The sequence below is a fragment of the Streptomyces sp. NPDC051987 genome, from assembly GCF_040680735.1.
Lineage (GTDB): Bacteria > Actinomycetota > Actinomycetes > Streptomycetales > Streptomycetaceae > Streptomyces.
On sequence record NZ_JBFAXI010000002.1, the window covers coordinates 38,640 to 61,334 of the forward strand.

The window sequence follows — 22,695 nt, forward strand, 5'->3', positions numbered from 1 at the left end:
TTCTATCAGCGCGGCGACGTCCGGGGACAGCCGTATATCCCGGGCCATTGGCACCAAAGACCGGCATTGCGCGCCAGGGTTGACCGGTACATTGCAAGTCCTTGTGTCTTTCCTGGCCAACTTGCGCCCCACACTTTCCAGTTGCGGAGGAAGGCTGCTCTCACAGGACATCAGAGGGGCTGCGGGGGCAGATGGGACGGGGACAGTCGGGCGCGTTACGAGCCTGCGCATACGTCGGCCTGCCACTGCTGCTCCTGCTGGGCACCGCACCCGCGGCCACCGCCCGGCAGTCCGCGGCGCCCACCCCACTCGGCGCCGAATGGCCGCTGGATGCCCGGCACTTCGACGCCGCCCGGATCTGGCGGCTCAGTCAGGGGGCCGGCGTCACGGTCGCGGTGGTCGACACCGGGGTGAACGCCCGGCACCCCGACCTGGCGGGCCGGGTCCTGCCCGGTGCCGATGTCACCGGCCAGGCCACCGACGGCCGGGTCGACGTCTCGACCGACTCGCACGGCACCTCGGTCGCCGGGGTCATCGCCGGCAGCGGCGGCAAGGGCATGGCCGGGCTGGCCCCCCGGGCGACGGTGCTCCCGGTCCGGGTCAGCGCCGACAACGCCGCGGATCCGCTGGCCCTCGCCCGGGGCATCGTCTACGCCGCCGACCACGGGGCCTCGGTCATCAACATCTCGATGGTGACCACCGACCCCGACCCGCAGATCCGGGACGCGGTCACCTACGCCCGTCGCCACGACGCCGTCGTGGTCGCGGCGGCGGGCAACGACGGCCTGACGGGAAACCCGGTGGGATATCCGGCCGCGTTCCCCGGAGTGGTCGCCGTCTCCGGCACCACCCGGGCCGGCGGCTTCTGGGCCTCCGGTGAGTCGGGTTCCTACATCGCGCTGGCCGCCCCGGCGGTGGGCATCTACTCGACGCGGAACAGCGGCGGCTACCTCACCAAGGACGGAACCAGCTACTCCGCCCCGTATGTCGCCGCGGCCGCCGCGCTGCTGCGGTCCGCGTATCCGAAGGAGCGCGCCGGGCAGATCATCGCCCGGCTCATCAGCACCGCCGACCGCCCCGGCGGGAGCTCCGGCCGTGACGACCGCTTCGGCTACGGCGTCGTCGATCCCCTGAAGGCCCTGGGCGCACCGGCACCGGCCGCCACCGCCGATCCGCTGCTCACCGCGGCCGGGAGCGGCGCCCCGAAGGCAGCCGGCAGCTCGGCAGACACCACGGGCGGCGTTCCCGGCGGCACCGTCGCGGTCATCGGCGCCGTGGCGGGGGTGGTCGCCGCCGGGGCGGGCGGCCTCCTCGTCCGCCGCCGCTCCCGCCGTCGTACGTGATCCCCAGGAGGAACCTGATCAGCATGCGGCTCCCGGCTCTCCCCGCGCGCCCCCTGCACCGCCTCGCCGGTCTGGTGCGCGGCCATCCGGTCATCGCGGCGGTCACGGCCGCCGCCCTGCTGGCGGTCCTGTCACTCGCCGTGCTGCTGCCGGGAGACGGGAGCACGCAGCCCCGGGCCGCCAACGTCTCCCGCAATTTCCGGGCGTGTCTGCTCGTCTCCCCCGCGGGGGCCACGGACGCCCGGCTCAGTCAGGCGTCCTGGCGGGGCATGCAGGACGCGGCGCGCTCCGGCGGGGTCAACGCGCAGCGGTTCCCGGCCCCCACCGTCGACGCCAAGGCGGCGCTGCCGTACTTCAACGGCGCCGTGCAGCACCACTGCCGGCTGATCGTCACCGTCGGCACCGGCATGAGGCCGGCGACCGAGGCCGCGGCCCGCGCCAATCCGCACCAGGAGTTCGTGATCATCGGCGCCGCCCCGGCACGCCCGCACATCGCGGCCATCGCCGCGCCGGACGACCCGGGGAAGGACCAGGCCGAGGAGGACCTGGCCGACAAGGTCAGCGCCTTCATCGCCGCCAGGCGCTGACCACCCGAAGCGGACGGCCGGAGCCGGCCGGCAGCCGAAGCCGACGGCCGGACCAGGAGGCCGGAGCCCACGGCCGACGCCGACGGCCGACGCCGACGAGCAGAACCCGCGCCCGAAGCCGACGGCCGGACCAGGAGGCCGGAGGGCCCAAGGAGCCGGCGGCCGGAGTCGGGCGGCGGCGTGACGCCCTGCCCTGCGGGTGAGCGGTCCAGGGGACGCCCGGACCGGTCATCCCACACGCGTAGGAGACCCGTGAGGCACGGGGCCGGATGGCGTCAGATCGTGGTCGCGGTCGGCTCGCCGACCGTCCTGGCCTCCGGCTGCACGGGGGCGGCGGCCGGCTCCGCCGCCATCTGGACCGCCGTCGGCTCCACCGGCGCCGCCGCGGCCGCGTCGTCGCTCTTCATGGCCTTCGCCTCGCTCTTCAGGATGCGCATCGACTTGCCCAGGGCCCGGGCGGTGTCGGGCAGCTTCCGGGAACCGAAGAGCACGATGAAGACGATCGCCACGATCAGCAGGTGCCAGGGTTCGAGTCCGTTGCGGAGCATGACCGCCCCCTCCCATTCTCACGTTGTCTCGTGCCGACGGAGAGTGCTTCACGCGCCTCGGCCGGGCAGCGACGATTGCTACGTTGCGCAACTGTACAACCCACTTGGAAAACAGTGGTCAAACCCGACCCAACGAGTGTTCCCGCCGTCGTGGCCGTCCCGTCCACCGCGTCGAGGACCCGCCGTGACTCGCCCGGGTCGAAGCGACCCGTCACGGGCCGCGGGGACAGCTCAGGACGCGGGAACTTATCGGCCGCCGAGCAGGTTTCTACGGTGTTGGAGAAGTAATTTCTTGGCAAGCAGGTCTCCAACCGACCGAGGAGTGAGTGCGCATGGCCCTGTGGGACCGCATCAAGGAGTCCGCGACGCAGATGCAGACCCAGCTCGTTTCGAAGAAGAACGACCTGAAGAGCGGTGCGTTCCGCGACGCGAGCATGGCGATGTGCGCGCTCGTGGCCGCCGCCGACGGCACGATCGACCCGGCCGAGCGCCAGCGGGTCGCCCAGCTCATCGCGACCAACGAGGTGTTGCAGAACTTCCCGGCGGACGACCTGCGCCGCCGCTTCGACGAGAACCTGAACAAACTGACCGCCGACTTCGCCTTCGGCAAGGTGAGCGTGCTCCAGGAGGTCGCCAAGGCGAAGAAGAAGCCGGCCGAGGCGCGTGCCGTCATCCAGATCGGCATCGTGATCGGCGGCGCGGACGGCGACTTCGACAAGACCGAGCAGGCCGTGGTCCGCGAGGCGTGCTACACCCTCGACCTGCCGCCCCACGAGTTCGATCTCTGACCGTGCCGGAGCCGGGGCCGGCGGAGCGGGGGCGACTCGCATCCGCCGGCTCATGGTCCCGCCGGGCGGGGTGAGGGCCGGGGCCACGGGCGCGTCGATCAGGCTCTCGGCCGCACAACGCCACGCCCCCCGGGCAGGGCGCCGCTCAGACGTCGGCCAGCAGGGGCAGCAGCTCCATCGCCGCCGCCACGTCTCCGGTCAGGGCACGGTCCTCCATGTCCCCGGGCAGGACCGCCGCGACCACTCGGAAGGCGGGCACCGCCGGTTCCACCGCGCCCAGCCGCAACGCCCTTACCGCCGCCACCAGTTCGCAGGCCAGGACCACCGGGTACGCGGCCACCACCCGTTCGGCCTGTTTAGCCGCCTGGCCCGCGAAGCTCGCGGCCTCCTCCAGGCCGTGGGAGAGGACGGTGTGGCCTGCCGATGCCGGGGCAGCGCTCGAACGGAGCTCTGCCAGGGCCGAGTTGGCGGTGTACTCCAGGATCATCGTGCCGGAGCTGCTCGCCGGGCCCGCGGTCAGGAAGGCGGGCAGTCCCGTGAGGTCGGCGCGGGTCAGGGCCTGGAGGCGGGCGGCGGAGAGGTGGGCGGTCTGCAGGAGCGCGAGGTCGAGGCCGTCCAGGGCCAGGGCGAGCGGGGCCGCGAAGAAGCCGCCGTGGTGGTAGAGGCTGCCGTCGGGGGCCAGGACGGGGTTCTCGGTGGGGCAGTTGATCTCGGTCTCGACGACGTGGCGGAGCCTGTCGGCCGCCTCCAGGGCCGCGCCGTGGACCTGGGGGAAGGCGCGGAAGCCGTACGGGTCCTGGATGCGGCGGCCGGTGGTCAGCGGGTGGTCGGGGATCGCCAGGAGGCGCCGTACCTCCGCGGCCGCCCTGGCCGGGCCGGGGTAGGGGCGCAGAGCGTGCACCTCGGGGGCGTAGGCCTCCGGGGAGCCGGAGACGGCGGCCAGGGAGAGCGCGGCCACCGCGTGGGTGGCCCGCAGCAGCACGTCCAGGTCGTGACAGGCCAGGGCGGCCCGGCCCAGGGCGAGGGCGTTGCTGCTCAGCAGGGCGAGCGAGTCGCCGGGACGGAGGGTGACCGGAGCGGGCAGTTCGGCGTCGGGGGACCCGGTGAGCCAGGGGCGTTCGCCGATCAGGGTCAGGCCGGTCTGGGCCAGGGCGGTGAGGTCGCCGGTGCCGACACCGCCGTACTCGTTGACGGCGGGGTGTGCACCGAGCCGCAGGGCTTCGGTCAGCGCCGTGACGAAGGAGGGGTGGATGCCGGAGCCGGCGGCGAGCAACTGGTTGGCCCGGACGGCCAGGAGGGCGCGGGCCTGCCGGGCGGGCAGCAGCGGACCGGCGCCGCCGGCGTGGCTGCGCAGCAGGCGCAGGGTGTGGCCGGCCGCGTCGGACGGGTCGACGGCGACCGAGCGGTGCGCGCCGACGCCGGTGCCGCGGCCGTACCAGCGCCCCTGTGCGGCGAGCCGCTCGGCACGCTCGTGGGCCAGGCGGACCCGGTCCAGCGCTTCGGGAGGTACGACGGGGACGGCAACGGCGTCGGCGAGCCGGACGAGTCCGGTCAGGCCGAGGCCGTTGCCGTCGAGTACGACACGGTCCAAGGAACGTCCAGGGAGGAATCCGCGGAAGGCCGGACGCGGATCAGCTGCTGAGGCCGACCTTCTTCAGCCAGGCCTGGGCGACGTCCAGCGGGTCCTTGTTGTCCGACTGCACCTGGGTGTCCAGGTCCAGCAGGGTCGCGGTGTCGAGCTTGGCGGAGACGGCGTTGAGGGCGTCGGTGGCCGTCTGGTTCAGGGCGCTCTTGTATACGAGCGGCTGGACGTTCTCGAAGCCGAAGAGGTTCTCGGGGTCCTGGAGGACGACGAACTTCTCCTTGGTGATGGTCGGGTCCGTGCTGAAGATGTCGCCGGCCTGCACCGCGTTCTTCTTCAGCGCCGCCTCGGTGAGCGGGCCGCCCGCGTCGAGCGCCTTGAAGGACTTGAACTCCAGGCCGTACACGGACTTCAGGCCGACCAGGCCCTGCTGGCGGGTCTGGAACTCCGGCGAGGCGCCGAGGACCAGGTCCTTGGCGATGCTCTTGAGGTCGGCTATGGAGGACTTCTCGGTGAGGTTGTACTTGGCGGCGGTCGCCGCGTTGAGCGTCACCGTGTCCTTGTCCTGCGCGTCCGCCGGGTTCAGCAGCGTCAGCTTGGAGTCGAGCTTGGCCTCGATGGCCTTGGTGGTCTCGTCGACGGTCTTCGGGGCCGCCTTCGGGTCCAGGTAGGCGAGCAGGGCGCCGTTGTACTCGGGCAGGACCGAGATGGAACCGTTCTTGAGCAGGCCGTAGGTGGTCTCGCGGCTGCCGATGTTCGACTTGTAAGTGACCTTGACGCCCTTCGCCTTGAGCGCTTCGCCGTAGATGTCGGCGATCAGGATGCTCTCGGCGAAGTTGTTGGAGCCGACGACGACGGTGTCCCCGCTCGCCTTGCTGTCCGACAGCGGGTCGGACTTGCTGTCGCCGGAAGAAGAAGAACAGCCCGCCAGCAGGGCCGTCGTCGCGGCGAGCGCGACGGCCGCCACGCCTCGGTATGTCCGGATTGACCTGCTGGGAAGGGTGTTGGAAGTCACGGTTGCCGTTCCGGGAGCTGTGGGAAGGGTGGGGGTGTTGCGAACCTCTCCGCACGATCCAATCCAGCCGGTTCTCGGTCAGTCAAGTATCTCCGGGTCACCGATTGGCTTCGATCCGTGGTCAGTTGTGGACGGAGAGCGGTCTCTTTGTAACGGATTCTTGATAAAGCGCAAGCGGAACCGAGCTTCAAGGACGCTGTAGTCTCACCGCAGTTGATATCGGTCACAGCGGTGCACGGGGCCCGCTACTCGGTGTCGTTCCACAGCAGCTCGGGGTGAAGACGCCCCCAGACCTGACACCCTCATGAAGGAGGCCCGGTGTCCACGAACCAGGTGGACGCGCCCGTCCGGCCCGCCCAGGCGCGGGGCGGGATACGGGGATTCGCCGACCGTTGGCCCTTCCGGCGCAAGCTCAACCTGCTGGTCGGTGTGCCGCTCGCCGTCATCGCCGTCCTGCTGGCGTACGTCTTCACCGACCTGGTGCGGCAGTCCACGAGTGCGAACGACGCCGCGCAGACGGTCCGGGACAGCGCGCAGGTGGCCCGTCTCGTGGACAACGTCGAGGCGGAGCACCAGCAGGCGATCCTGCTCTCCGCGCGGTACGAGTCCGGCGACGCCAAGCCGTCGGCCGCCGCCTACCGCAGGGCCCAGGACGCGGTGAACACACAGGTCACCAAGGTCCGTGAGACCTTCGGCGACCGGCTGCCGGGCACCGAGGCGGACGCCCTGCGGCAGGTCGAGGGCCTGTCCAGCCTGCGCCAGTCGGTCGAGCAGTCCTATCTGCCCGCCGACAACATCGACCCGGCCTACACCAACGCCTCCAACGGCCTGATCGACGGCCTCGGCCTGGACCGCGACACCGACCTCGCGGCCACCTTCACCGGCAACCTGCTGGACTCGCTGCTGCGCGCGGACGCCGCCCACGGCGCCTTCGAGACCAACGTGCTGGCGGCGACCACCGGTGACACCAACGCCCTGATCGAGTTCATCAACGCGGTCGGCGCCTACGACCTCTACCAGCACCAGGCCGACCGCTTCACCCGGTTCGCCACCGAGGGCCAGGCCCGGCAGCTGGCCGACGTCGAGCACACGAAGGCGCAGAGCACCATCGCCGAGTCCTTCGCCGAGCTGCAGATCGACCCGACCAAGCTGGACGCCGGCAGCCAGAACGCCATCCGGGTCGCCGTCAAGGACGCGCTCAGCGACTACCCGGCCTACCACGACCAGGCCGCCGCCCGGCTGACCATCACCACCTCGCTCATCGGCCAGATCGCCGAACGGGCCGACGCCGCCGCCGACTCCGCCAAGTGGCGCGCCGTCTACCTGCTGACCGCCTCGCTGCTCGGCTTCGTCCTCTGGATCACCCTGGCCGCGCTGGTCCGCCGCTCGGTGATCCGCCCGGTGCAGGCCCTGACCGGGGTCGCGCACGAGGTCGCCGAGGTGGCTGGCCGCGAACTGGCCCGGGTCGCCGACGACGACGCCGAGGACTCCGGTCCGCCCCGGCTGCGGGACATGCCGGTCACCGCCCGCGACGAGATCGGCGACCTGGCCGAGGCCTTCAACCAGGTGCAGACCACGGCCGCGGCCCTGCTGGAACGCCAGGTGCTCAGCCGCCGCAACACCGCCGAGATGTTCGGCAACGTCGGCCGACGGGTGAGCAACCTGACCACCCGCCAGCTCGCCTTCATCGACGCGGTGGAGCGGGCCGAGACCGACCCGGCCCTGCTCGAACGCCTCTACTCCATCGACCACATCGCCGTCCGCCTGCGCCGCAACGCCGACAGCCTGATGCTGCTGGCCGGCATCCGCGAGACCGTGCTGGCCGCGGGCCCGACCCCGGTGTCCAACGTGGTCCGGGCCGCGCTCGGCCAGATCGAGGGCTACCAGCGGGTACGGCTGTACGCCGGCACCGACGCCATGATCGAGCCGGACATCATCGGCGACCTCACCCTGATGGTGGCCGAACTCCTGGAGAACGCGGTGTCGTTCTCGCCGGCGGGCAGCCCCGTCGAGGTGACCGTCCGCTCCAGCGACCAGGGCGCGCACATCGTCGTCACCGACCACGGCCTCGGCATGAGCGCCGAGCGGCTGGCCGAGGAGAACCAGCGGCTGATCCGCCGTGAGCGCCTCGACCTGGTGCCGACCAAGGTGCTCGGCCTCTTCGTGGTGGGTGCGCTGGCCCGGCGCTGGGAGATCGGCGTCGAGCTGACCCGGACCCCGGGCGGCGGTGTCACCGCCGAAGTGACGTTGCCCGCACGCCTGTTGCTGACCATGAGCTCGGTTGCGGACACCTCCGGCACCCCCTTCGGCGGCGAGACGGCGGCTCCCGCCGCCACGGTGGCGCCGGCCGCGGAGCCGACCGGTCCCACCCCCGCCGTCACGGTGCCGGCCGCCGCCGAGCCGGAGAGCCCGCTCCCCCGTCGGCTGCCGCGCCGTGATCCGGTCGCGGACTCCGCGGCCGCGCAGGCCCCGCTGATCCCGGCCGCCCGCTCCGCGGAGCCCCCGGCCGGAGCCGGTCCGGACCCCGACTCCGACCCGGCCGACGGGACCCGCCCGCTGCGCCGCCGGGTGCGCGGCGCGACCCTGCGCACCACCGTCGGCGCCGCCCAGAGCCTCGCCCAGGCACCGCGCACCCGCGACGCCGCGGCCGAGCGGGACGAGCTGGACGAGTTCGAGGCGGCGGTGGAGCGCGCCCGGCGCGACACCGGAAGCCACAAGCCGCTCAGGCCGCACATCGACCCCACGCACCCCCCGCAGGACCAGAACCACCTTCCGGAAGGAGCCGAGCAGTGAGCACGTCGACAGGTGACACCCCGACGGGCGGCGTCACGCCGACCGACCTGCAGGCGGCCGCAGCCGACTTCACCTGGCTGCTGAACCGCTTCGCCACCGAGACCGCAGGCGTGGTCGACGCGATCGCCGTGTCCTCCGACGGTCTGCTGATCGCCGTCTCGGAACTGCGTGAACGCGCCCACTCCGAACGGCTGGCCGCGATCGTCTCCGGCATCACCAGCCTGGCCGCCGGTGCCTCCGGCAACTACGGCCTGGGCGGCCTCAACAAGGTCATCATCGATCTGGAGGGCGGCCATGTGATCGTCTCGGCGATCGGCAACGGTGCCGTGCTGGGCGTGGTCGCCGACAAGGAGGCCAAGCTCGGCAACATCGCCTACGAGATGACGCTGTTCGCCAACCGGGCGGGGGCGGCGCTCAGTCCGCAGCTCGTCCTGGAACTGAAGAACAGCGTCGGCATCCCACAGACGCGCTGACCGGCACCGCCGGTCGGCGCCGCCGAGAAGGCCGAGAGAGGAAGACACAGCCATGGCGGACGGCACCCCGCCCCCGGGCCCGGACCCGGTCGGCCCCGCCCCCGCCGTACGGCCGTTCCTGGTCACCGCCGGCCGGGTGGCGGACAGCGCCTCCGGACCGGCAATGCCCGTCGAGACCCAGGTGGTGGCCACCGCCGCCGGACTCGCCGTGCTGGACCGGCTTTCCTTCGAGCAGCACGACATCGTCGCCGCGTGCCGGATTCCGCAGTCGCTCGCGGAACTGGCGGCCCGGCTGAGGCTGCACCTGAACGTGGTCCGGGTGCTGGCCGAGGACCTGCGCGAGGCCGGGCAGCTGACGGTGCACGTGCCCGACTTCGAGGCCACTCACGACTCGTCCGTCCTGCGCAGGGTTATCGATGGCCTGCGGGCCATCCCCGACTCCCGAGGGGTACTCCGTGACACCGACTGACTCGCTGACCCGGGGCACCGGGCGTACGGCCGTACGGCCGCCGCTGCCGGTGAAAATGGTCATCGCGGGCGGTTTCGGCGTGGGCAAGACCACCGCCGTGGGCTCGATCTCGGAGATCGAGCCGCTGACCACCGAGGCGTCGATCACCGAGGTCGCGGCGGGTGTGGACGACCTCTCGCTCACCCCGCGCAAGACGACGACGACCGTGGCGATGGACTTCGGCTGCATCACCATCGACCCGACGCTGAAGCTGTACCTGTTCGGCACGCCCGGCCAGGAGCGCTTCGGCTTCATGTGGGACGACATCGTGGAGGGCGCGCTCGGCGGGCTCGTCATCGTAGACACGCGTCGTCTCGACGACTGCTACGCCGCGGTCGACTACTTCGAGCACAAGGGGATTCCGTTCGCCGTCGCGATCAACGCGTTCGACGGCCGCGTCGAGCACACGCTGGACGAGGTGCGCTGGGCGCTGGATGTCGCCGAGGGGACGCCGCTGGTCGTCTTCGACGCGCGGGAACGGGGTTCTGTGCGGGATGCGCTGCTTGTGGTGCTGGAGCTGGCGCTGGCGCGTAGTGGGGGGTAGTGCGGTGGGTGGGGAACTGCGGGCCGTGTGTGGCTGGTCGCGCAGTTCCCCGCGCCCCTGAAGGGGCGCTATCCCCTCCGCACTCCGGGAGAAACCGTCACTCGGGCTATGGCCCAGAAAATGCCCAGCGTCACCAGGGCCATCGCCGCGACCAGGGTCGCGCCGCCCACGACCTTCTCGTAGTTCTTCTGGTAGAGGCCGTCGATGATGTAGCGGCCGAGGCCACCCAGGCTGACGTACGCCGCGATGGTCGCCGTCGAGACGATCTGGATGGCCGCCGAGCGCAGGCCGCTGAGGATCAGCGGGAGGGCGACCGGGAGTTCGACCTGGAAGAGGATCCGTGCCTCCGGCATGCCCATGCCCCGGGCCGCGTCCACCGGGGACGGGTCGACCGAGCGCATCGCCTCGTACGTCGTGACCAGGATCGGCGGTACGGCGAGGATCACCAGCGGGATCATCACCGGCAGCATGCCGAAGCCCAGCCAGATGAACATCAGGACCAGCAGGCCGAAGCTGGGCAGCGCCCGGCCCGCCGTGGCGATCAGGGCGAGGGTGTTGCCGCCGCGGCCGTAGTGGCCGGTGAGCAGGCCGACCGGCAGGCCGATGACCGCGGCGTAGGCGAGCGCCTCCAGCGAGTACTGGACGTGTTCCCAGAGGCGGGTGGGGATGCCGTCGTAGCCGTGCCAGTGGGAGCTGTCGCTGAAGAAGGCGTGGACGAAGTTGAGGACGTTCACCGGGTGCTCTCCTTCGGCATCCAGGGCGTCAGCACACGGCGTACGAGGACGAGGGCGGCGTCGGCCAGGATGGCCAGCACGGCGGTGGTCACCACCGAGTTCACGGCCAGTTCGGGGCGGTGGTAGATGTTCGCGTCGTTGAGCAGGTTGCCGAGGGCGCCCTGATTGCCGATCAGCATGCCGACGCTGACCAGGGAGATGCTGGAGACGGTCGCGACGCGCAGGCCCGCGATGATCGCGGGGACGGCGATCGGCAGCTGCACCTGGAAGTAGCGGCGGACGGGGCCGAGCCCCATCGCGGTGGCCGCGGCGAGGGTCTCCGCCGGGACCGAACGGACGCCGTCCACGATGGCCGGGACCAGCACCACCAGGCTGTACACCGCGAGCGGGATCATCACCGTCGTCTCGGTCTGGCCCGTGTAGTCGATGAGCACGACGAAGAAGGCCAGCGAGGGGATGGCGTACAGGATCGTGGTCACGCCCAGCACCGGCGGGTACAGCCAGCGGAAGCGCACGCAGAGCTGAGCGACGGGCAGGGACACCAGCAGACCGGCCAGGACCGGGATGAGGGCCTCGCGCAGGTGCAGGCCGATCAGCCCGAAGTAGGTGTTCTGGAGGTCGCTGGGGATGTCGAAGAAGCCGCTCATCCCCCGGCCTTCACGTCGTCGCGGCCCTCGGCGTGGGCGGTGCGGATCGCGGCGCCGATGACCTGCTGGGAGACGACGCCGACCGCGCGGCCCTCGCCGTCCACGGCCACGGCCCAGCCGGTCGGCGACAGCACGGAGCCGTCGAGGGCGGCGCGCAGCGAGTCCCGGCCGGGGACGAAGGGCCGGCCGTACGGGATCAGGTGCTCCGGCCGGATCGATCCGGCGGTGAGGTCCCGCGGCTCGCCCCAGCCGAGCGGCCTGCCGTCCAGGTCGGTGACGAGGAGATAGGGGGCGCCGCCCGTGGCGCGGGCGCCGAGCCGGCCGGCGTCGGCGTCGATCGCCACGACGGGCGCGGTCTGCAACTCCAGGTCGGCGGACGGGAAGAAGGAGAGCCGCCGGATGCCCCGGTCGGCGCCGAGGAAGTCCTCGACGAAGGCGTCCGCGGGGTCGGTGAGCAGTTCGGCCGGCGGGGCGTACTGGGCGAGGTGGCCGCCGGTGCGCATGACCGCGACCATCGTGCCGAGCTTGATGGCCTCGTCGATGTCGTGCGTGACGAAGACGATCGTCTTGCCCAACTCGGCCTGGATACGCAGGAGTTCGTCCTGGAGTCCCTTGCGGACCACCGGGTCGACGGCGGAGAACGGCTCGTCCATCAGCAGCACCGGCGGGTCGGCGGCGAGCGCCCGCGCCACGCCGACGCGCTGCTGCTGGCCGCCGGAGAGCTGATAGGGATAGCGCTTGGCGAGCGCCGAGTCGAGCCCCACCCGCTCCATCAGTTCGGACGCCCGCGCCCGCGCCCTCTGCTTGGTCCAGCCGAGCAGCCGGGGCACGGTGGCGATGTTGTCGATGATGGTGCGGTGCTGGAAGAGACCGGCGTTCTGGATGACGTAACCCATCGACCGGCGAAGGGTGTTGACCGGCTGGGCCTGGATGTCGGCGCCGTCGAGGAGGATACGGCCCTCGCTGGGCTCCACCATCCGGTTGATCATCCGCAGGGTGGTGGTCTTGCCGCAGCCGGAAGGGCCGACGAAGACGGTGATCGAGCGATCCGGTATCTCCAGGGAGAGCCGGTCGACGGCGACCGTACCGTCCGGGTACCGCTTGGTGACTGAATCTATCCGTATCAAAACGCCGAATACCCTTCGGGTTTGGCAGCGAGTGCCCAGTAATCGGCCACGGTCGCCGTGGCGCAGGCCGTTGCGGACAGAGTCTAAACCGGAAGTGTTTCAGCACTTTGGCGACTGACTGATCCTCTTCAGTTTGTGACCTGTCGGCCGCCGTTGACGGCGAGGGCGTCACATTCCGAGCATCGGCCTCGGTGTCATGCCGCGACCGGGAAGCCCGGCGTCCGCAGCACCTGCCGTCCGGCGTCCACGGCGAACACCTCGCAGCCCGGACGCGCGGCCGCCCAGGCGACGCCCTCGGCGCCCATCGCGAAGGCGGCCGTGGCCACCGAGTCCGCCTCGGTCAGCGAGGAGGCGACGACCGTCAGGCTGAGCAGCCCGGTCGCGGGACGCCCGGTGCGGCCGTCGATGATGTGGTCACCGCGCTCGTAGCGGGCGGAGGTGGCGACCGCCCCGTCGGTCAGTTCGAGGACCGTGCACAGCCGGTCGGCGTGCTCGGGGTGCCGCACCCCCACCCGCCAGGGCCCGCCGGCGGCCACCACGTCACCGCCGGCGTTCAGCACGAACCGCTTCGCCCCGGCAGCCGTCAGCAGCCGCGCCGCCCGCTGCACCGACCAGCCCTTGACCACCGCGCACGGATCCAGGCCCCGCCCCGGCAGCCGCGCGTCGAACGCGCCCCCGGTCGCCAGCCGGTACTCCTCGCACAGCGCCAGCACCTCGGCGAGGTCCGGGCTCGTCCCGGACTCGGCGAGTTCGCCCCGGTCGAGGCGGCAGACCTCGCTGTCCGGCCTGAACGGGCTGAACCGCTCGTCGACCTCGCGCAGCCAGGCGAAGACGGCGTCCGCGGCCCCGGTGAAGTCCCCGTCGTCGTCCACGCGGAGGGAGACCGGGAAACCCATGACGTGTTCGACGCGGTGCACGCTCAGCCCTTCGTGTCGATCGCGGCCTGCAGCGACTCCTTGTAGGCGTCGCTGGTGATCGTGGCGCCCGACACCGTGTCGATGTCGGCGCTCTGTGCCTTCAGTGTCTCCGACACCAGCACCGGCACGGCGGCCGTGGTCTGCGGGTGGTTCGGCTGCCGGAGCATCCGCACCGCGGAGATCCGGTCGCCGTCGAAGGTCACCTCGACCTGGACCGGGCCCTTGTCGGTGTCGACGGTCGTGCCCTTGACGACCGTACCCGAGGCGGCGGAGGAGGACACCGAGGGCGTCGGTGCGGCGGCGGAGGCCGTCGTCCCGCCGACCGACGGCTCGTAGCGCCAGACGGGGACCAGGCCCGCGATGCTCAGGGCGACGACAGGTATGGCTCGTTTCACGGTGTCCGCCTCATCCCGCCAGGCTGAAACGCTCGAAGTGGATCTGCGGCCCCGGCACGCCCAGCTCGCCCAGGGTGCGCAGCACCGCGGCCATCATCGGCGGCGGCCCGCACAGGAAGACGTCCCGGTCGGCGATGTCCGGCACCAGCCGGACCAGCTCGCCCGGGGCCAGCTTGTCGGGCACGGGCGGGCCGGTGACCAGGTGGAGCTCGGCCCCCTTGGCGACGGCCAGGTCGCGCAGTTCGTCGTAGAGGACGGCGTCCCGCTCGGTGCCGACGCGGTAGACGACGACGGCGTGGCCTTCGAGGTCCTCAAGGAGGGCCCGGATGGGGGTGACGCCGACACCGCCCGCGATGAGCAGGGCCTCGGGCTTCTGCCGGTGCAGGGTGGTGAAGGCGCCGTAGGGGCCCTCGGCGAAGACGCGGGTGCCGGGTTTCAGGTGGCGCAGGGCGGCGCTGCCGTCGCCGGCGGCCTTGGCGGTCAGGCGCAGGGTGCGGCCGTCGGGGGCGGCGGAGAGGGAGAAGGGATTCGCCTGCCACCAGCGGTCCTTGGTGAGGAAGCGCCAGAGGAAGAACTGGCCGGCCCGCGCGCCCAGCCGGTCGAGGTCGCGGCCGGTGACGTACACCGAGACGACGTCGTCCGACTCGGGGACGACCGCCGAGACCCGGAACCGGTGGCGGTGGTTGCGCCAGAGCGGGAGGCCGACCCGGCCGAGGGCCACCGCGCCGAGCGCGACGCCCCACAGCGCGTACCAGTACGCCTTCGCGGCGGACGACGCGGTGAAGGTCGTACCGACCGCGACCTGGTGGCTGAACGCGAGCACCACGGCCACGTAGGTGTACAGGTGGATGAAGTGCCAGGTCTCGTAGGCGAGGCGGCGGCGGGCACAGCGGGCCGAGACGGCGCCGACCACGATGATGACGCCCAGCGCGACCACGGCCCGGAGCACGCCCTCCGTCGTCTCCGCGAGGTCGACCAGTTCGGTGACCGGGCCGACGCCCGCGCCGTCGGCGTAGCCGAAGCTGATGAAGACGGCGTGCGCGAGGAGCGTCCAAAGCAGGGCGAAGCCGGTCCAGCGGTGCCAGGAGGTCAGCCGGTCCATGCCGATCCGGCGGTCCAGCCAGGGCAGCCGCGCCACCAGCACCAGCTGGAAGGCCATGACGAGGGCGCCGTAGAGGCCGAAGAAACGGCCGATGACGATCAGCGCGTTGGAGGCGAAGCCCGCCTGCGCGAAGAAGCAGGCGACCACGGCCGCGTTCACGGCGAGCACGGCGTACAGGCCCGCGCGGGCCACCACCCTGGGGCGTATCGCCGTGGGGGGCGCAGGGGGTGATTGGACGGTCGTCACGGGTGGGCAGCTCCTTGATCGGGTCCGGGGAGTCGAGCTTGACCCGCGGCCGCTGTCGTTTTCCTGTCGGACGACTTTCAACTGCTTATCGATGTCTTTTCTGCGTGAGACGGGGTCTGGCGCACCTGGCCCGGTGACGCAGTATGAGCGGGTGGAAAAAGTACGACTCCTCGTCGTGGACGACGACCCGCCGATCGCCGACCTGGTCGCCACGGTCGCGCGGTACGAGGGCTGGGAGGCGGTCACCGCGTACTCCGGTGAGGACGCGCTGGCCCGTGCCGCCGAGTTCCGGCCGGACATCGTCGTGCTCGACCTGATGCTGCCCGACGTCGACGGCTTCGGCGTGCTCGACCGGCTGCGGCGCTCCGGGACGATGGTGCCGGTGGTGTTCCTCACGGCCCGCGACGGGGTCGCCGACCGGGTCGCGGGGCTGACCCGGGGCGGGGACGACTACCTGGTCAAGCCGTTCGCGGTGGAGGAGCTGATGGCCCGGCTGCGTACCGTGCTGCGGCGCAGCGCGGGCCCCGGCTTCCAGCGCTCGGTCCTGCGGATCGCCGACCTGACGATGGACGAGGACACCCGTGAGGTCCGCCGCGGCGACCGGCTGATCTCGCTGACCCCCACCGAGTTCGAGGTGCTGCGCTACCTGATGCGCAAGTCGCCGACGGTCCTCACCAAGGCGCAGATCCTCGACCACGTGTGGGAGTACGGCTTCGGCGGCCGTTCGAACGTGGTGGAGCTGGTCGTCAGCCGGCTGCGCCGCAAGATGGACGAGGCCGGCGGGGAGCCGCTGATCCACACCGTGCGCGGCTTCGGGTACGTCATACGGCAGCAGGCCGCGGAGTGACCGGCGGGCTCTCCAGAGGGGCCGGCCGGCTGCGCCGCTCGTACCGGACCATGCGCCTGGGCACCCGGCTGGCGCTGGGGCTCGGAGCGCTGGCGCTGGTGGTGTTCGCGGTCGTCGGCACGGCCCTGACCACGTACATGCGGGACTACCTGTCGGCCCAGCTGGACGACCAGCTGGGGCTCGCGCAGACCGCCCAGTCGAAGAGCATCGAACAGACCGGCACCCTTCAGGGCAAGAAGTACTACCGCTGGTACTACGCCGTGTACGACGTCACGAACGGCACGCCGGTGCTGCGCAAGCCCGAGGAGGCCGGCGACCTGCCCCCGGACATCGGCGCCCTCACCTCGGTGGCGAAGGCGCAGATCGCCGCCGGCACGGACGTGCTGCGCACCAGGGACCTGACCGGCGAGGGCGAGTACCGGCTGCGCGGCTGCGCGGTGGAGCCGGGTGTGGTGCTGGTCAGCGGGGCGCCGATGGACAGCATCGACGACACGGTGCGGCAGCTGGTCACCGTGCAGGTGGTCGCCTTCGGGCTGGCGCTGCTGGCGCTGGTGGTGTTCGGCCGCCGACTGCTGCGGCACGGCCTCGAACCGCTGAGCGACATGGCGCGCACGGCCCAGGGCATCGCCTCGCACAACCTGACGGAGTCGGCGGCGCGGCTGCCGCTGCGCGCGGCGAAACGGGGCGGCGGGCCGGAGGTCGAGGAGCTGCGCACCGCCTTCAACACGATGCTGGAGCACATCGACCACTCCCTCGCCGTGCGCGCGGAGGCCGAACAGCGGCTGCGCCGCTTCGTCGCGGACGCCTCGCACGAGCTGCGCACCCCGCTGATGTCGGTCCGCGGCTACGCCGACCTCTTCCAGTACGCCGCCGCCAACGAGCCCGCAGAGCGCGACCGCCATCTGGCCAGGCTGCGCGCGGAAGCCGCCCGGATGGGCATCCTCCTCGACGACCTGCTGCTCCTCGCCCGCCTCGACGCGGCCGAGGTGGAGGCACCCCTGCGGCTGGAGGAGGCCGACCTGACGCACCTGGTCCGGGAGGCCTCCGACGCCTTCCGCGCCGCCCACCCGGACCACCCCCTGACGGTGACCGCGGGCCCGGCTCCGGTCCCGGTCCGCCTGGATCCGGTCCGGGTCCGTCAGGTCCTGGACAACCTCCTCACCAACGCGGCGGTCCACACGCCCTCCGGCACCCCGGTGTCCGTGACGGTCGCGGTCGCCGCCGGTTCGGCGTCGGTGACCGTCACCGACCACGGGCCCGGCATCCCGCCCGGCGACCGCGCCCGGGTCTTCGACCGCTTCTACCGCGTCGACAAGGCCCGCAGCCGCGACCGGGGCGGCAGCGGGCTCGGTCTGTCGGTGGCCAGGGCCCTGGTGGAGGCCCACGGCGGAACCCTCGCCCTGGCCGACACCCCCACCTCCGGCACGGCGTTCACACTGACGCTGCCCAGGTGACCGGGGGCCGCAGCCCCACGGCCTGCGTCACGGGACCGGGCGGGCCGCGTGACGCTGTCCGCGCAGCGTCTCCAGGAGGCGGAGCCAGATCTCACTCGCGGTGGGGTAGCTCGGCACGACGTGCCAGAGGGTGGTCACGGGGACACCTCCCACGACGGCCGGGGTCGCCGCGTGCACGAGCTCGGCGATGCCGGCGCCGACGAACGTCGCCCCCACCACCACGTCCTCGCGGCGGTCCACGTCAGAGATCCAGGACCACGTCCTGGGCGGGTCTGCTGCAGCAGATGAGGATGTTGCCCTCGCCCGGGGGCTCGACCGGGTCCGGGGAGTAGTCGACGGCCCCGGACATCATGGCGAGCTCGCAGGTGTGGCAGACGCCGGTGCGGCACGACCACTGGACCGGGACATCGCACGCTTCCGCGAGTTCCAGCAGGGAGTCCCGGTCGTCCCACGGAACGGTCAGGCCACTGCGGGCGAAGGAGACGGAGGGGCCGGTGCCCGCGGCGCCCTCGGGCCGGTGCGGCGCCCTGGCCGGTGGCGCGCCCTTGATCCCCGGAGTGAGGGAGGGGCCGCCGCTGAAGTTCTCGGTGTGCACGCGGGACGGCCGCAGACCGGCCTTGACCAGCGCGTCGGTCATGCCGTCCATGAAGGCCACCGGTCCGCAGATGTAGGCGTCGGCATCGGCGGGCAGGCCCAGAGCGGTGATCCGCTCGCTGGAGATGCGGCCCGCTTCCGAGTAGTCCTTGCCCGGCTCGTCGGTGGCGTCGGGTCTGCTGTAGTAGACGACGGACCGCGCGTTGTCCATCAGTGCCAGCACGTCCCGCACCTCCTGGGCGAAGGAGTGCTCGCGGCCGTTGCGGGCGGCGTGCAGCCACCACACCTGCCGGCTGGGCGAGGCGTCCGCCAGCGCGTGCAGCATGGCCAGCACGGGAGTCGCCCCGATGCCGGCGGACACGAGGACGACCGGCGTGTCGCCGCGGGGCAGGCAGAAGGTGCCGCGCGGTGCGGCGAAGTCCAGGCTGTCACCGGCCCGGACGCGGCTGCGCACATATGTGCTCGCCAGGCCGTGGGGTTCCGCCTTCACGCTGATCCGGTACGTGCCCGTGCCGGGCCGGCCCGACAGCGAGTAGCTGCGGATCAGGGGCGTCTCGTCGGCCGCGGTGCGCAGTCTCACGGTCAGGAACTGTCCCGGCAGGGCGGCGGGCAGGGCGGAGCCGTCGGCGGCGGCCAGCCTGAGGGAGATCACGTTCTCGCTCTCGGGGTATACGTCCGTGACCGTCAGCGGACGGAAGCCGCTCCACGCCGGAGGCGGAACGCTGGACGCGGTGGTGAGGCCGGCGCTGCCGGAGGACACCGCGGCACCCTTGTCGGCCTGTTCGAGCAGGTCACGCATCGAGCCCTGCCAGCCGGGACTGAGAGCCGGAATGCGCAGGGCGCGCCGCACCTGGTCGCGCGTGTGACCGGGGAGGTAGAGGACCGAGTCGATCTCCTCGACCGTCATGGCTTCCGGTCCGGTGGAGACCTTGACGATCTGCTGTCCGGCCTCCACCTCGCCCTCTTCGATGACGCGCAGGTAGAAGCCCGGCCGGTGGTGGGCCACCAGCAAGGCCGCCATGCGCGGTTCGTTCAGGCGCAGGCCCACCCGGTAGCACGTCACTCGCGGCTGGGAGACCTCCAGGAGGGCTCCGCCGACCCGGTACCGGTCGCCGATGCACACTTCGTCGTCGGGGAGCCCGTCGACCGTGAAGTTCTCCCCGAAGCTGCCCGGCGTCAGGTCGTCCCGGCCCAGTTCCGCGGACCAGAAGCGGTAGGAGTCGAGTTGGTAGACCAGTACGGCCCGCATCTCCCCGCCGTGTCCGCCCAGGTCGCCCTGACCGTCTCCGTCGATGTTCAGCCGCCGCACCATCCGCGGCCCGGACACGGGTTGCTTGTACACCCCGGTGCGGACGGTCCGGCCGTGCCACGGGACGTCTTTCGGCATCCCCACGTTGACTGCGATCAAGGTGGCCACCGCTCGCCCTCCTCGTCCGCCCTCAGCCGGTCGTGCGGCCCGGGATCCGTGGATGTCATCGCTTGTGGCGTCCAGGTGCGCTTCGATGCGCAATGACCGGCGTCGCCGCTCTCGGAGATGACGCGGGACCCGCCTCGGGGTGGACGCGACACCAGGGAGAAATGCTGCATCCGACGTGCAACTTCTCTGATCACTGGCGTGGGTGTTCGACTTCACCCTAGACCCGGCCGCCGACGCAGGCCAGCCAGTACCGCCGCGGGCCGGCCCGTACCGCCCTCGGGCCGCCTGGGGCAGCTGGTCAGCGGTGGCGGTCCCGTTCCGGTCGACGGCGACCACGCGGTCGTGCTGGGGCGGTTCACGCGCGTGGCCAGGAACACCGGCCGCACGTACGACATGCCCGTCGCCATGACAGGTGGCCGCCCGCTTCCGCACGAGAACACCCCGCCGCCCGGAAGGGCGGCGGGGTGTCGGCTCGGCGGCGCCCGAGCGCCTCAGCTCTCGTCGGCGGTCAGGCGGAGCGAGATCGAGTTGATGCAGTACCGCTGGTCGGTGGGGGTCGCATACCCCTCACCCTCGAACACGTGCCCGAGGTGCGAGCCGCAGCGCGCGCAGCGCACCTCCGTACGCACCATGCCGTGCGTGCGGTCCTCGACCAGCTCGACCGCGTCGGTGTCCTTCGGGTCGTAGAAGCTCGGCCACCCGCAGTGGGACTCGAACTTCGTCTCGGAGGTGAACAGCTCGGCACCGCAGGCGCGACAGGAGTAGACGCCCTTGGTCTTGGTGTCGGTGTACTCGCCCCGGAAGGCCGGCTCGGTCGCCGCCTGACGCAGCACGGCGTACTCGGCCGGGGTCAGCTCCGCGCGCCACTGCTCTTCCGGCTTCTCGACGTCGTACGACATGACTCTCAGCCCCTCACTTCGCCAGGCGTTCCAGGATCCTCGGGCCCAGGTCCGTCACGTCGCCCGCGCCCATGGTGAGAACCAGATCACCGGGCCTCGTCATTCCCGCGACCACGGCGGGGACCTCGCCCTTGTCGTGCACGGCGGTGACGTCGGCACCCGCGGCCCGCGCCGCCTCGATGATCAGCTCGCTGGTGACCCCGGGGATCGGGTCCTCGCGGGCCGGGTAGATGTCGAGGACCACCGACGCGTCCGCGAGGGCCAGCGCGTCGCCCATCTCCTTGCCCAGCTCCTGGGTCCGGGAGAAGAGGTGCGGCTGGAAGACGACCAGGATCCGGGCGTCCCCGGCAGCGGCGCGCATCGCCTCCAGGTCGGCGGTCATCTCGGTCGGGTGGTGGGCGTAGGAGTCGATCACCTGGACGCCGCCCGCCTCGCCCTTGAGCTGCAGGCGCCGCTTGACCCCGGTGTACGCGGCCAGGGCGGGCGCGAGCTCGGCGGCCGGGACCCCGAGGGCCACGCCCGCGGCGAGCGCGGCGACCGCGTTGTGCGCGTAGTGCCGGCCGGGCACGGACACGGTGAACGTCAGCTCGACCCCGTCCAGCGCGACGGTGACCTCGCTCTTCAGGCCCTGCGGTACGACGGACAGCACCCGGACGTCGGCGTCCGCGGCCTCGCCGTACGTCACCGTGCGGACCTTCCCCGCCACCCGGCGGGTCAGTTCGCGCGCGCCCTCGTGGTCGGCGTTGACCACCAGCGTGCCGCCGGGCACGATCCGGCCGGCGAAGGTCTCGAAGGACTCGTGGATCTCGTCCATCGAGGCGTAGTTGGCGTGGTGGTCCAGCTCCACGTTGAGGACGATGGCGACCTCGGGCGCGTACTTGTGGAAACTGCGGTCGGATTCGTCCGCCTCGGCGACGAAGATCTCGCCCTCACCGTGCCGGGCGTTGGAGCCGGGGGCGTCCAGGTCGCCGCCGATGGCGTACGAGGGGTCGCGGCCCAGCGCGGTCAGGGACACCGCGAGCATGGACGTGGTGGTGGTCTTGCCGTGCGTGCCGGCCACCGCGATCGGACGCAGGCCGTCCATCAGGGCGGCGAGGGCGTCCGAGCGGTGCACCACGGGGATGCCGAGCTCGGCCGCGCGGGCCAGCTCGGGGTTGTCCTTGCGGATCGCCGACGACACGACCACGCAGCTGGCGTCGTCGGCGAGGTGCCCGGCCGCGTGTCCGATGTGCACGGTGACGCCGAGCGCCCGCAGCGCCTCTGCGGTCTCCGACTCCTTGGCGTCACTCCCCGCCACCCGGGCCCCGCGCTGGGCGAGGATCTTGGCGATCCCCGACATCCCGGCGCCGCCGATCCCGATGAAGTGCGGACGCTCCATGGCGGAAGGAAGGCCGGGTGCCATGTATTTCTCCCAGAGACGGTGACATGCGAAAGCGCCCCTAGCCTATGTGCTGGACCACAGGTCACTGTGCAAGGGACGCACGGCATGCCTGCCCAGGGACACGGGGAACTGCGCGACCAGCCCCCGCGGGCCCGCACCCGGCCACGCACGGGACCGGACAGGACCGCCCCCGAGACCGGCCGCTACGCCTTGCTGTGCGAGAACAGCTTCAGCACCGGCACGCCCACCTTGTGCCGCGCCCGCGACGCCCAGTCCCGGTGGAAGAACTCCTCCACATAGTGGGGGTCGGTCAGCACGATCACCTCGTCCGCGCCCACCTCTTCCACCAGCTTCCGCAGCGCGTCCAGCGGGTGGTCCTCGACCATCCGCCCCTCCGCCGTGCTCCCCGCCGCCCGCAGGGCCGTCAGGGACACGTCCAGCGCCTGCTCGGCCGGCCCCTTCGCCGCCTCCCCCTCCGGGGTCTCCCGCTCGCGCGCGGCCTCGTCGAGCTCGCCGAGCGCGATGTCGTCGATGGCGCGCAGCAGCCGGTCCGCCTGGTCGCCGCGCGGCTGGAGCAGCACGTGGAAAGCGACCTGCTCGTCCCCGTGCAAGGTGGTGACGAACTCCACGTCGGCGGACGTCAGGGCCTTCTCGATCATCAGAACGCTTGTGAACACCAGGCGCCTCTTCTCCCTAGAGGGTCGCTCGACCCTCTGTCCTCCGTGGGGCCGGCCCCCCTGCGGAAACCATCCTG

At 72.0% G+C, this 22,695-nt stretch carries 22 protein-coding genes and 1 pseudogene; 9 read left to right on the forward strand and 14 right to left on the reverse strand.

Going from position 1 to position 22,695, the window contains the following annotated elements; genetic code table 11:
• The first annotated feature begins 191 nt into the window (after positions 1-191).
• Both AB0M11_RS01195 and AB0M11_RS01200 read left to right on the forward strand, forming a co-directional pair.
• Positions 192-1,343: a S8 family serine peptidase gene (locus AB0M11_RS01195; RefSeq protein ID WP_365700021.1), complete on the forward strand. Its 1,152-nt coding sequence runs from the start codon at positions 192-194 to the stop codon at positions 1,341-1,343.
• A gap of 23 nt (positions 1,344-1,366) precedes the next feature.
• Positions 1,367-1,930 (forward strand): hypothetical protein, encoded by a 564-nt coding sequence (locus AB0M11_RS01200; protein WP_365700023.1) that lies wholly within the window; start codon positions 1,367-1,369, stop codon positions 1,928-1,930.
• Positions 1,931-2,205: 275 nt separating this feature from the next.
• Here the strand turns inward: AB0M11_RS01200 and tatA are convergent, their stop codons facing one another.
• Positions 2,206-2,478: a Sec-independent protein translocase subunit TatA gene (gene tatA / locus AB0M11_RS01205; protein ID WP_365700025.1), complete on the reverse strand. Its 273-nt coding sequence runs from the start codon at positions 2,476-2,478 to the stop codon at positions 2,206-2,208.
• Between the two features lie 332 nt (positions 2,479-2,810).
• Between tatA and AB0M11_RS01210 the strand changes: the two genes are divergently transcribed.
• Entirely contained in the window at positions 2,811-3,266 is a 456-nt protein-coding gene (locus AB0M11_RS01210; RefSeq protein ID WP_365700027.1) for a TerB family tellurite resistance protein, read from the forward strand.
• A 145-nt stretch (positions 3,267-3,411) separates the two neighbouring features.
• Here the strand turns inward: AB0M11_RS01210 and AB0M11_RS01215 are convergent, their stop codons facing one another.
• On the reverse strand, positions 3,412-4,857 hold the full coding sequence (locus tag AB0M11_RS01215; protein ID WP_365700028.1) for an aromatic amino acid lyase: 1,446 nt from the start codon (positions 4,855-4,857) through the stop codon (positions 3,412-3,414).
• A gap of 40 nt (positions 4,858-4,897) precedes the next feature.
• Positions 4,898-5,863, reverse strand: a complete 966-nt coding sequence (locus AB0M11_RS01220) for an ABC transporter substrate-binding protein (protein ID WP_365700030.1) — start codon at positions 5,861-5,863, stop codon at positions 4,898-4,900.
• A gap of 318 nt (positions 5,864-6,181) precedes the next feature.
• On the opposite strand from AB0M11_RS01220, the gene AB0M11_RS01225 reads away from it, so the two are divergent.
• Genes AB0M11_RS01225 through AB0M11_RS01240 form a run of 4 tightly spaced genes read left to right on the forward strand, consistent with a single transcriptional unit; the run spans position 6,182 to position 10,181 of the window.
• Positions 6,182-8,656 carry an ATP-binding protein gene (locus AB0M11_RS01225; RefSeq protein WP_365700032.1) on the forward strand — a complete coding sequence of 825 codons (2,475 nt, stop codon included), beginning with the start codon at positions 6,182-6,184 and terminating at the stop codon, positions 8,654-8,656.
• Positions 8,653-9,129 (forward strand): roadblock/LC7 domain-containing protein, encoded by a 477-nt coding sequence (locus AB0M11_RS01230; RefSeq protein ID WP_365700034.1) that lies wholly within the window; start codon positions 8,653-8,655, stop codon positions 9,127-9,129. Before AB0M11_RS01225 ends, AB0M11_RS01230 begins: the two co-directional genes overlap by 4 nt.
• 52 nt (positions 9,130-9,181) lie before the next feature.
• On the forward strand, positions 9,182-9,598 hold the full coding sequence (locus tag AB0M11_RS01235; protein ID WP_089104679.1) for a DUF742 domain-containing protein: 417 nt from the start codon (positions 9,182-9,184) through the stop codon (positions 9,596-9,598).
• A complete protein-coding gene (locus AB0M11_RS01240) occupies positions 9,585-10,181 on the forward strand; it encodes an ATP/GTP-binding protein (protein ID WP_217547088.1) in 597 nt (198 codons plus the stop codon). The genes AB0M11_RS01235 and AB0M11_RS01240 overlap by 14 nt, the downstream gene beginning before the upstream one ends.
• Before the next feature lie 68 nt (positions 10,182-10,249).
• Here the strand turns inward: AB0M11_RS01240 and AB0M11_RS01245 are convergent, their stop codons facing one another.
• The 6 genes from AB0M11_RS01245 to AB0M11_RS01270 all read right to left on the reverse strand — a co-directional run bounded on the left by AB0M11_RS01245 (position 10,250) and on the right by AB0M11_RS01270 (position 15,349).
• Positions 10,250-10,915 carry an ABC transporter permease gene (locus AB0M11_RS01245; RefSeq protein WP_365700037.1) on the reverse strand — a complete coding sequence of 222 codons (666 nt, stop codon included), beginning with the start codon at positions 10,913-10,915 and terminating at the stop codon, positions 10,250-10,252.
• A complete protein-coding gene (locus AB0M11_RS01250) occupies positions 10,912-11,562 on the reverse strand; it encodes an ABC transporter permease subunit (RefSeq protein WP_365700039.1) in 651 nt (216 codons plus the stop codon). Before AB0M11_RS01250 ends, AB0M11_RS01245 begins: the two co-directional genes overlap by 4 nt.
• Positions 11,559-12,689: an ABC transporter ATP-binding protein gene (locus AB0M11_RS01255; RefSeq protein WP_365700041.1), complete on the reverse strand. Its 1,131-nt coding sequence runs from the start codon at positions 12,687-12,689 to the stop codon at positions 11,559-11,561. Before AB0M11_RS01255 ends, AB0M11_RS01250 begins: the two co-directional genes overlap by 4 nt.
• 194 nt (positions 12,690-12,883) lie before the next feature.
• Positions 12,884-13,606: an FAD:protein FMN transferase gene (locus tag AB0M11_RS01260; RefSeq protein ID WP_365700043.1), complete on the reverse strand. Its 723-nt coding sequence runs from the start codon at positions 13,604-13,606 to the stop codon at positions 12,884-12,886.
• 2 nt (positions 13,607-13,608) lie between these two features.
• Positions 13,609-14,001 (reverse strand): FMN-binding protein, encoded by a 393-nt coding sequence (locus AB0M11_RS01265; RefSeq protein ID WP_365700045.1) that lies wholly within the window; start codon positions 13,999-14,001, stop codon positions 13,609-13,611.
• A gap of 10 nt (positions 14,002-14,011) precedes the next feature.
• Positions 14,012-15,349, reverse strand: a complete 1,338-nt coding sequence (locus tag AB0M11_RS01270; protein ID WP_365700047.1) for a ferredoxin reductase family protein — start codon at positions 15,347-15,349, stop codon at positions 14,012-14,014.
• A gap of 151 nt (positions 15,350-15,500) precedes the next feature.
• Here AB0M11_RS01270 and AB0M11_RS01275 point away from each other — a divergent pair, with 151 nt between their 5' ends.
• Positions 15,501-16,196, forward strand: a complete 696-nt coding sequence (locus tag AB0M11_RS01275; protein WP_365700049.1) for a response regulator transcription factor — start codon at positions 15,501-15,503, stop codon at positions 16,194-16,196.
• A 50-nt stretch (positions 16,197-16,246) separates the two neighbouring features.
• Positions 16,247-17,650, forward strand: coding sequence for a HAMP domain-containing sensor histidine kinase (locus AB0M11_RS01280; RefSeq protein WP_365700322.1), 1,404 nt, complete (start codon positions 16,247-16,249; stop codon positions 17,648-17,650).
• Positions 17,651-17,677: 27 nt separating this feature from the next.
• Here the strand turns inward: AB0M11_RS01280 and AB0M11_RS01285 are convergent.
• The 5 genes and pseudogenes from AB0M11_RS01285 to AB0M11_RS01305 all read right to left on the reverse strand — a co-directional run.
• Positions 17,678-17,899, reverse strand: a pseudogene (locus AB0M11_RS01285) (hypothetical protein); the annotation flags it as partial.
• Positions 17,892-19,661 carry an MOSC and FAD-binding oxidoreductase domain-containing protein gene (locus AB0M11_RS01290; RefSeq protein ID WP_365700051.1) on the reverse strand — a complete coding sequence of 590 codons (1,770 nt, stop codon included), beginning with the start codon at positions 19,659-19,661 and terminating at the stop codon, positions 17,892-17,894. The gene AB0M11_RS01290 and the pseudogene AB0M11_RS01285, both read right to left, overlap by 8 nt.
• A gap of 491 nt (positions 19,662-20,152) precedes the next feature.
• On the reverse strand, positions 20,153-20,560 hold the full coding sequence (gene msrB / locus AB0M11_RS01295) for a peptide-methionine (R)-S-oxide reductase MsrB (protein ID WP_365700053.1): 408 nt from the start codon (positions 20,558-20,560) through the stop codon (positions 20,153-20,155).
• Positions 20,561-20,573: 13 nt separating this feature from the next.
• Positions 20,574-21,962 (reverse strand): UDP-N-acetylmuramate--L-alanine ligase, encoded by a 1,389-nt coding sequence (gene murC, locus AB0M11_RS01300; protein ID WP_365700055.1) that lies wholly within the window; start codon positions 21,960-21,962, stop codon positions 20,574-20,576.
• Positions 21,963-22,144: 182 nt separating this feature from the next.
• On the reverse strand, positions 22,145-22,618 hold the full coding sequence (locus tag AB0M11_RS01305; protein WP_365700057.1) for an indole-3-glycerol phosphate synthase: 474 nt from the start codon (positions 22,616-22,618) through the stop codon (positions 22,145-22,147).
• Positions 22,619-22,695 lie beyond the last annotated feature (77 nt).

Coding starts and splice junctions, on each gene's coding strand:
- AB0M11_RS01195 (WP_365700021.1), top strand. CDS start 192: ATGGGACGGGGACAGTCGGGCGCGTTACGAGCCTGCGCATACGTCGGC.
- AB0M11_RS01200 (WP_365700023.1), top strand. CDS start 1,367: ATGCGGCTCCCGGCTCTCCCCGCGCGCCCCCTGCACCGCCTCGCCGGT.
- tatA (WP_365700025.1), bottom strand. CDS start 2,478: ATGCTCCGCAACGGACTCGAACCCTGGCACCTGCTGATCGTGGCGATC.
- AB0M11_RS01210 (WP_365700027.1), top strand. CDS start 2,811: ATGGCCCTGTGGGACCGCATCAAGGAGTCCGCGACGCAGATGCAGACC.
- AB0M11_RS01235 (WP_089104679.1), top strand. CDS start 9,182: ATGGCGGACGGCACCCCGCCCCCGGGCCCGGACCCGGTCGGCCCCGCC.
- AB0M11_RS01250 (WP_365700039.1), bottom strand. CDS start 11,562: ATGAGCGGCTTCTTCGACATCCCCAGCGACCTCCAGAACACCTACTTC.
- AB0M11_RS01280 (WP_365700322.1), top strand. CDS start 16,247: ATGCGCCTGGGCACCCGGCTGGCGCTGGGGCTCGGAGCGCTGGCGCTG.
- msrB (WP_365700053.1), bottom strand. CDS start 20,560: ATGTCGTACGACGTCGAGAAGCCGGAAGAGCAGTGGCGCGCGGAGCTG.
- murC (WP_365700055.1), bottom strand. CDS start 21,962: ATGGCACCCGGCCTTCCTTCCGCCATGGAGCGTCCGCACTTCATCGGG.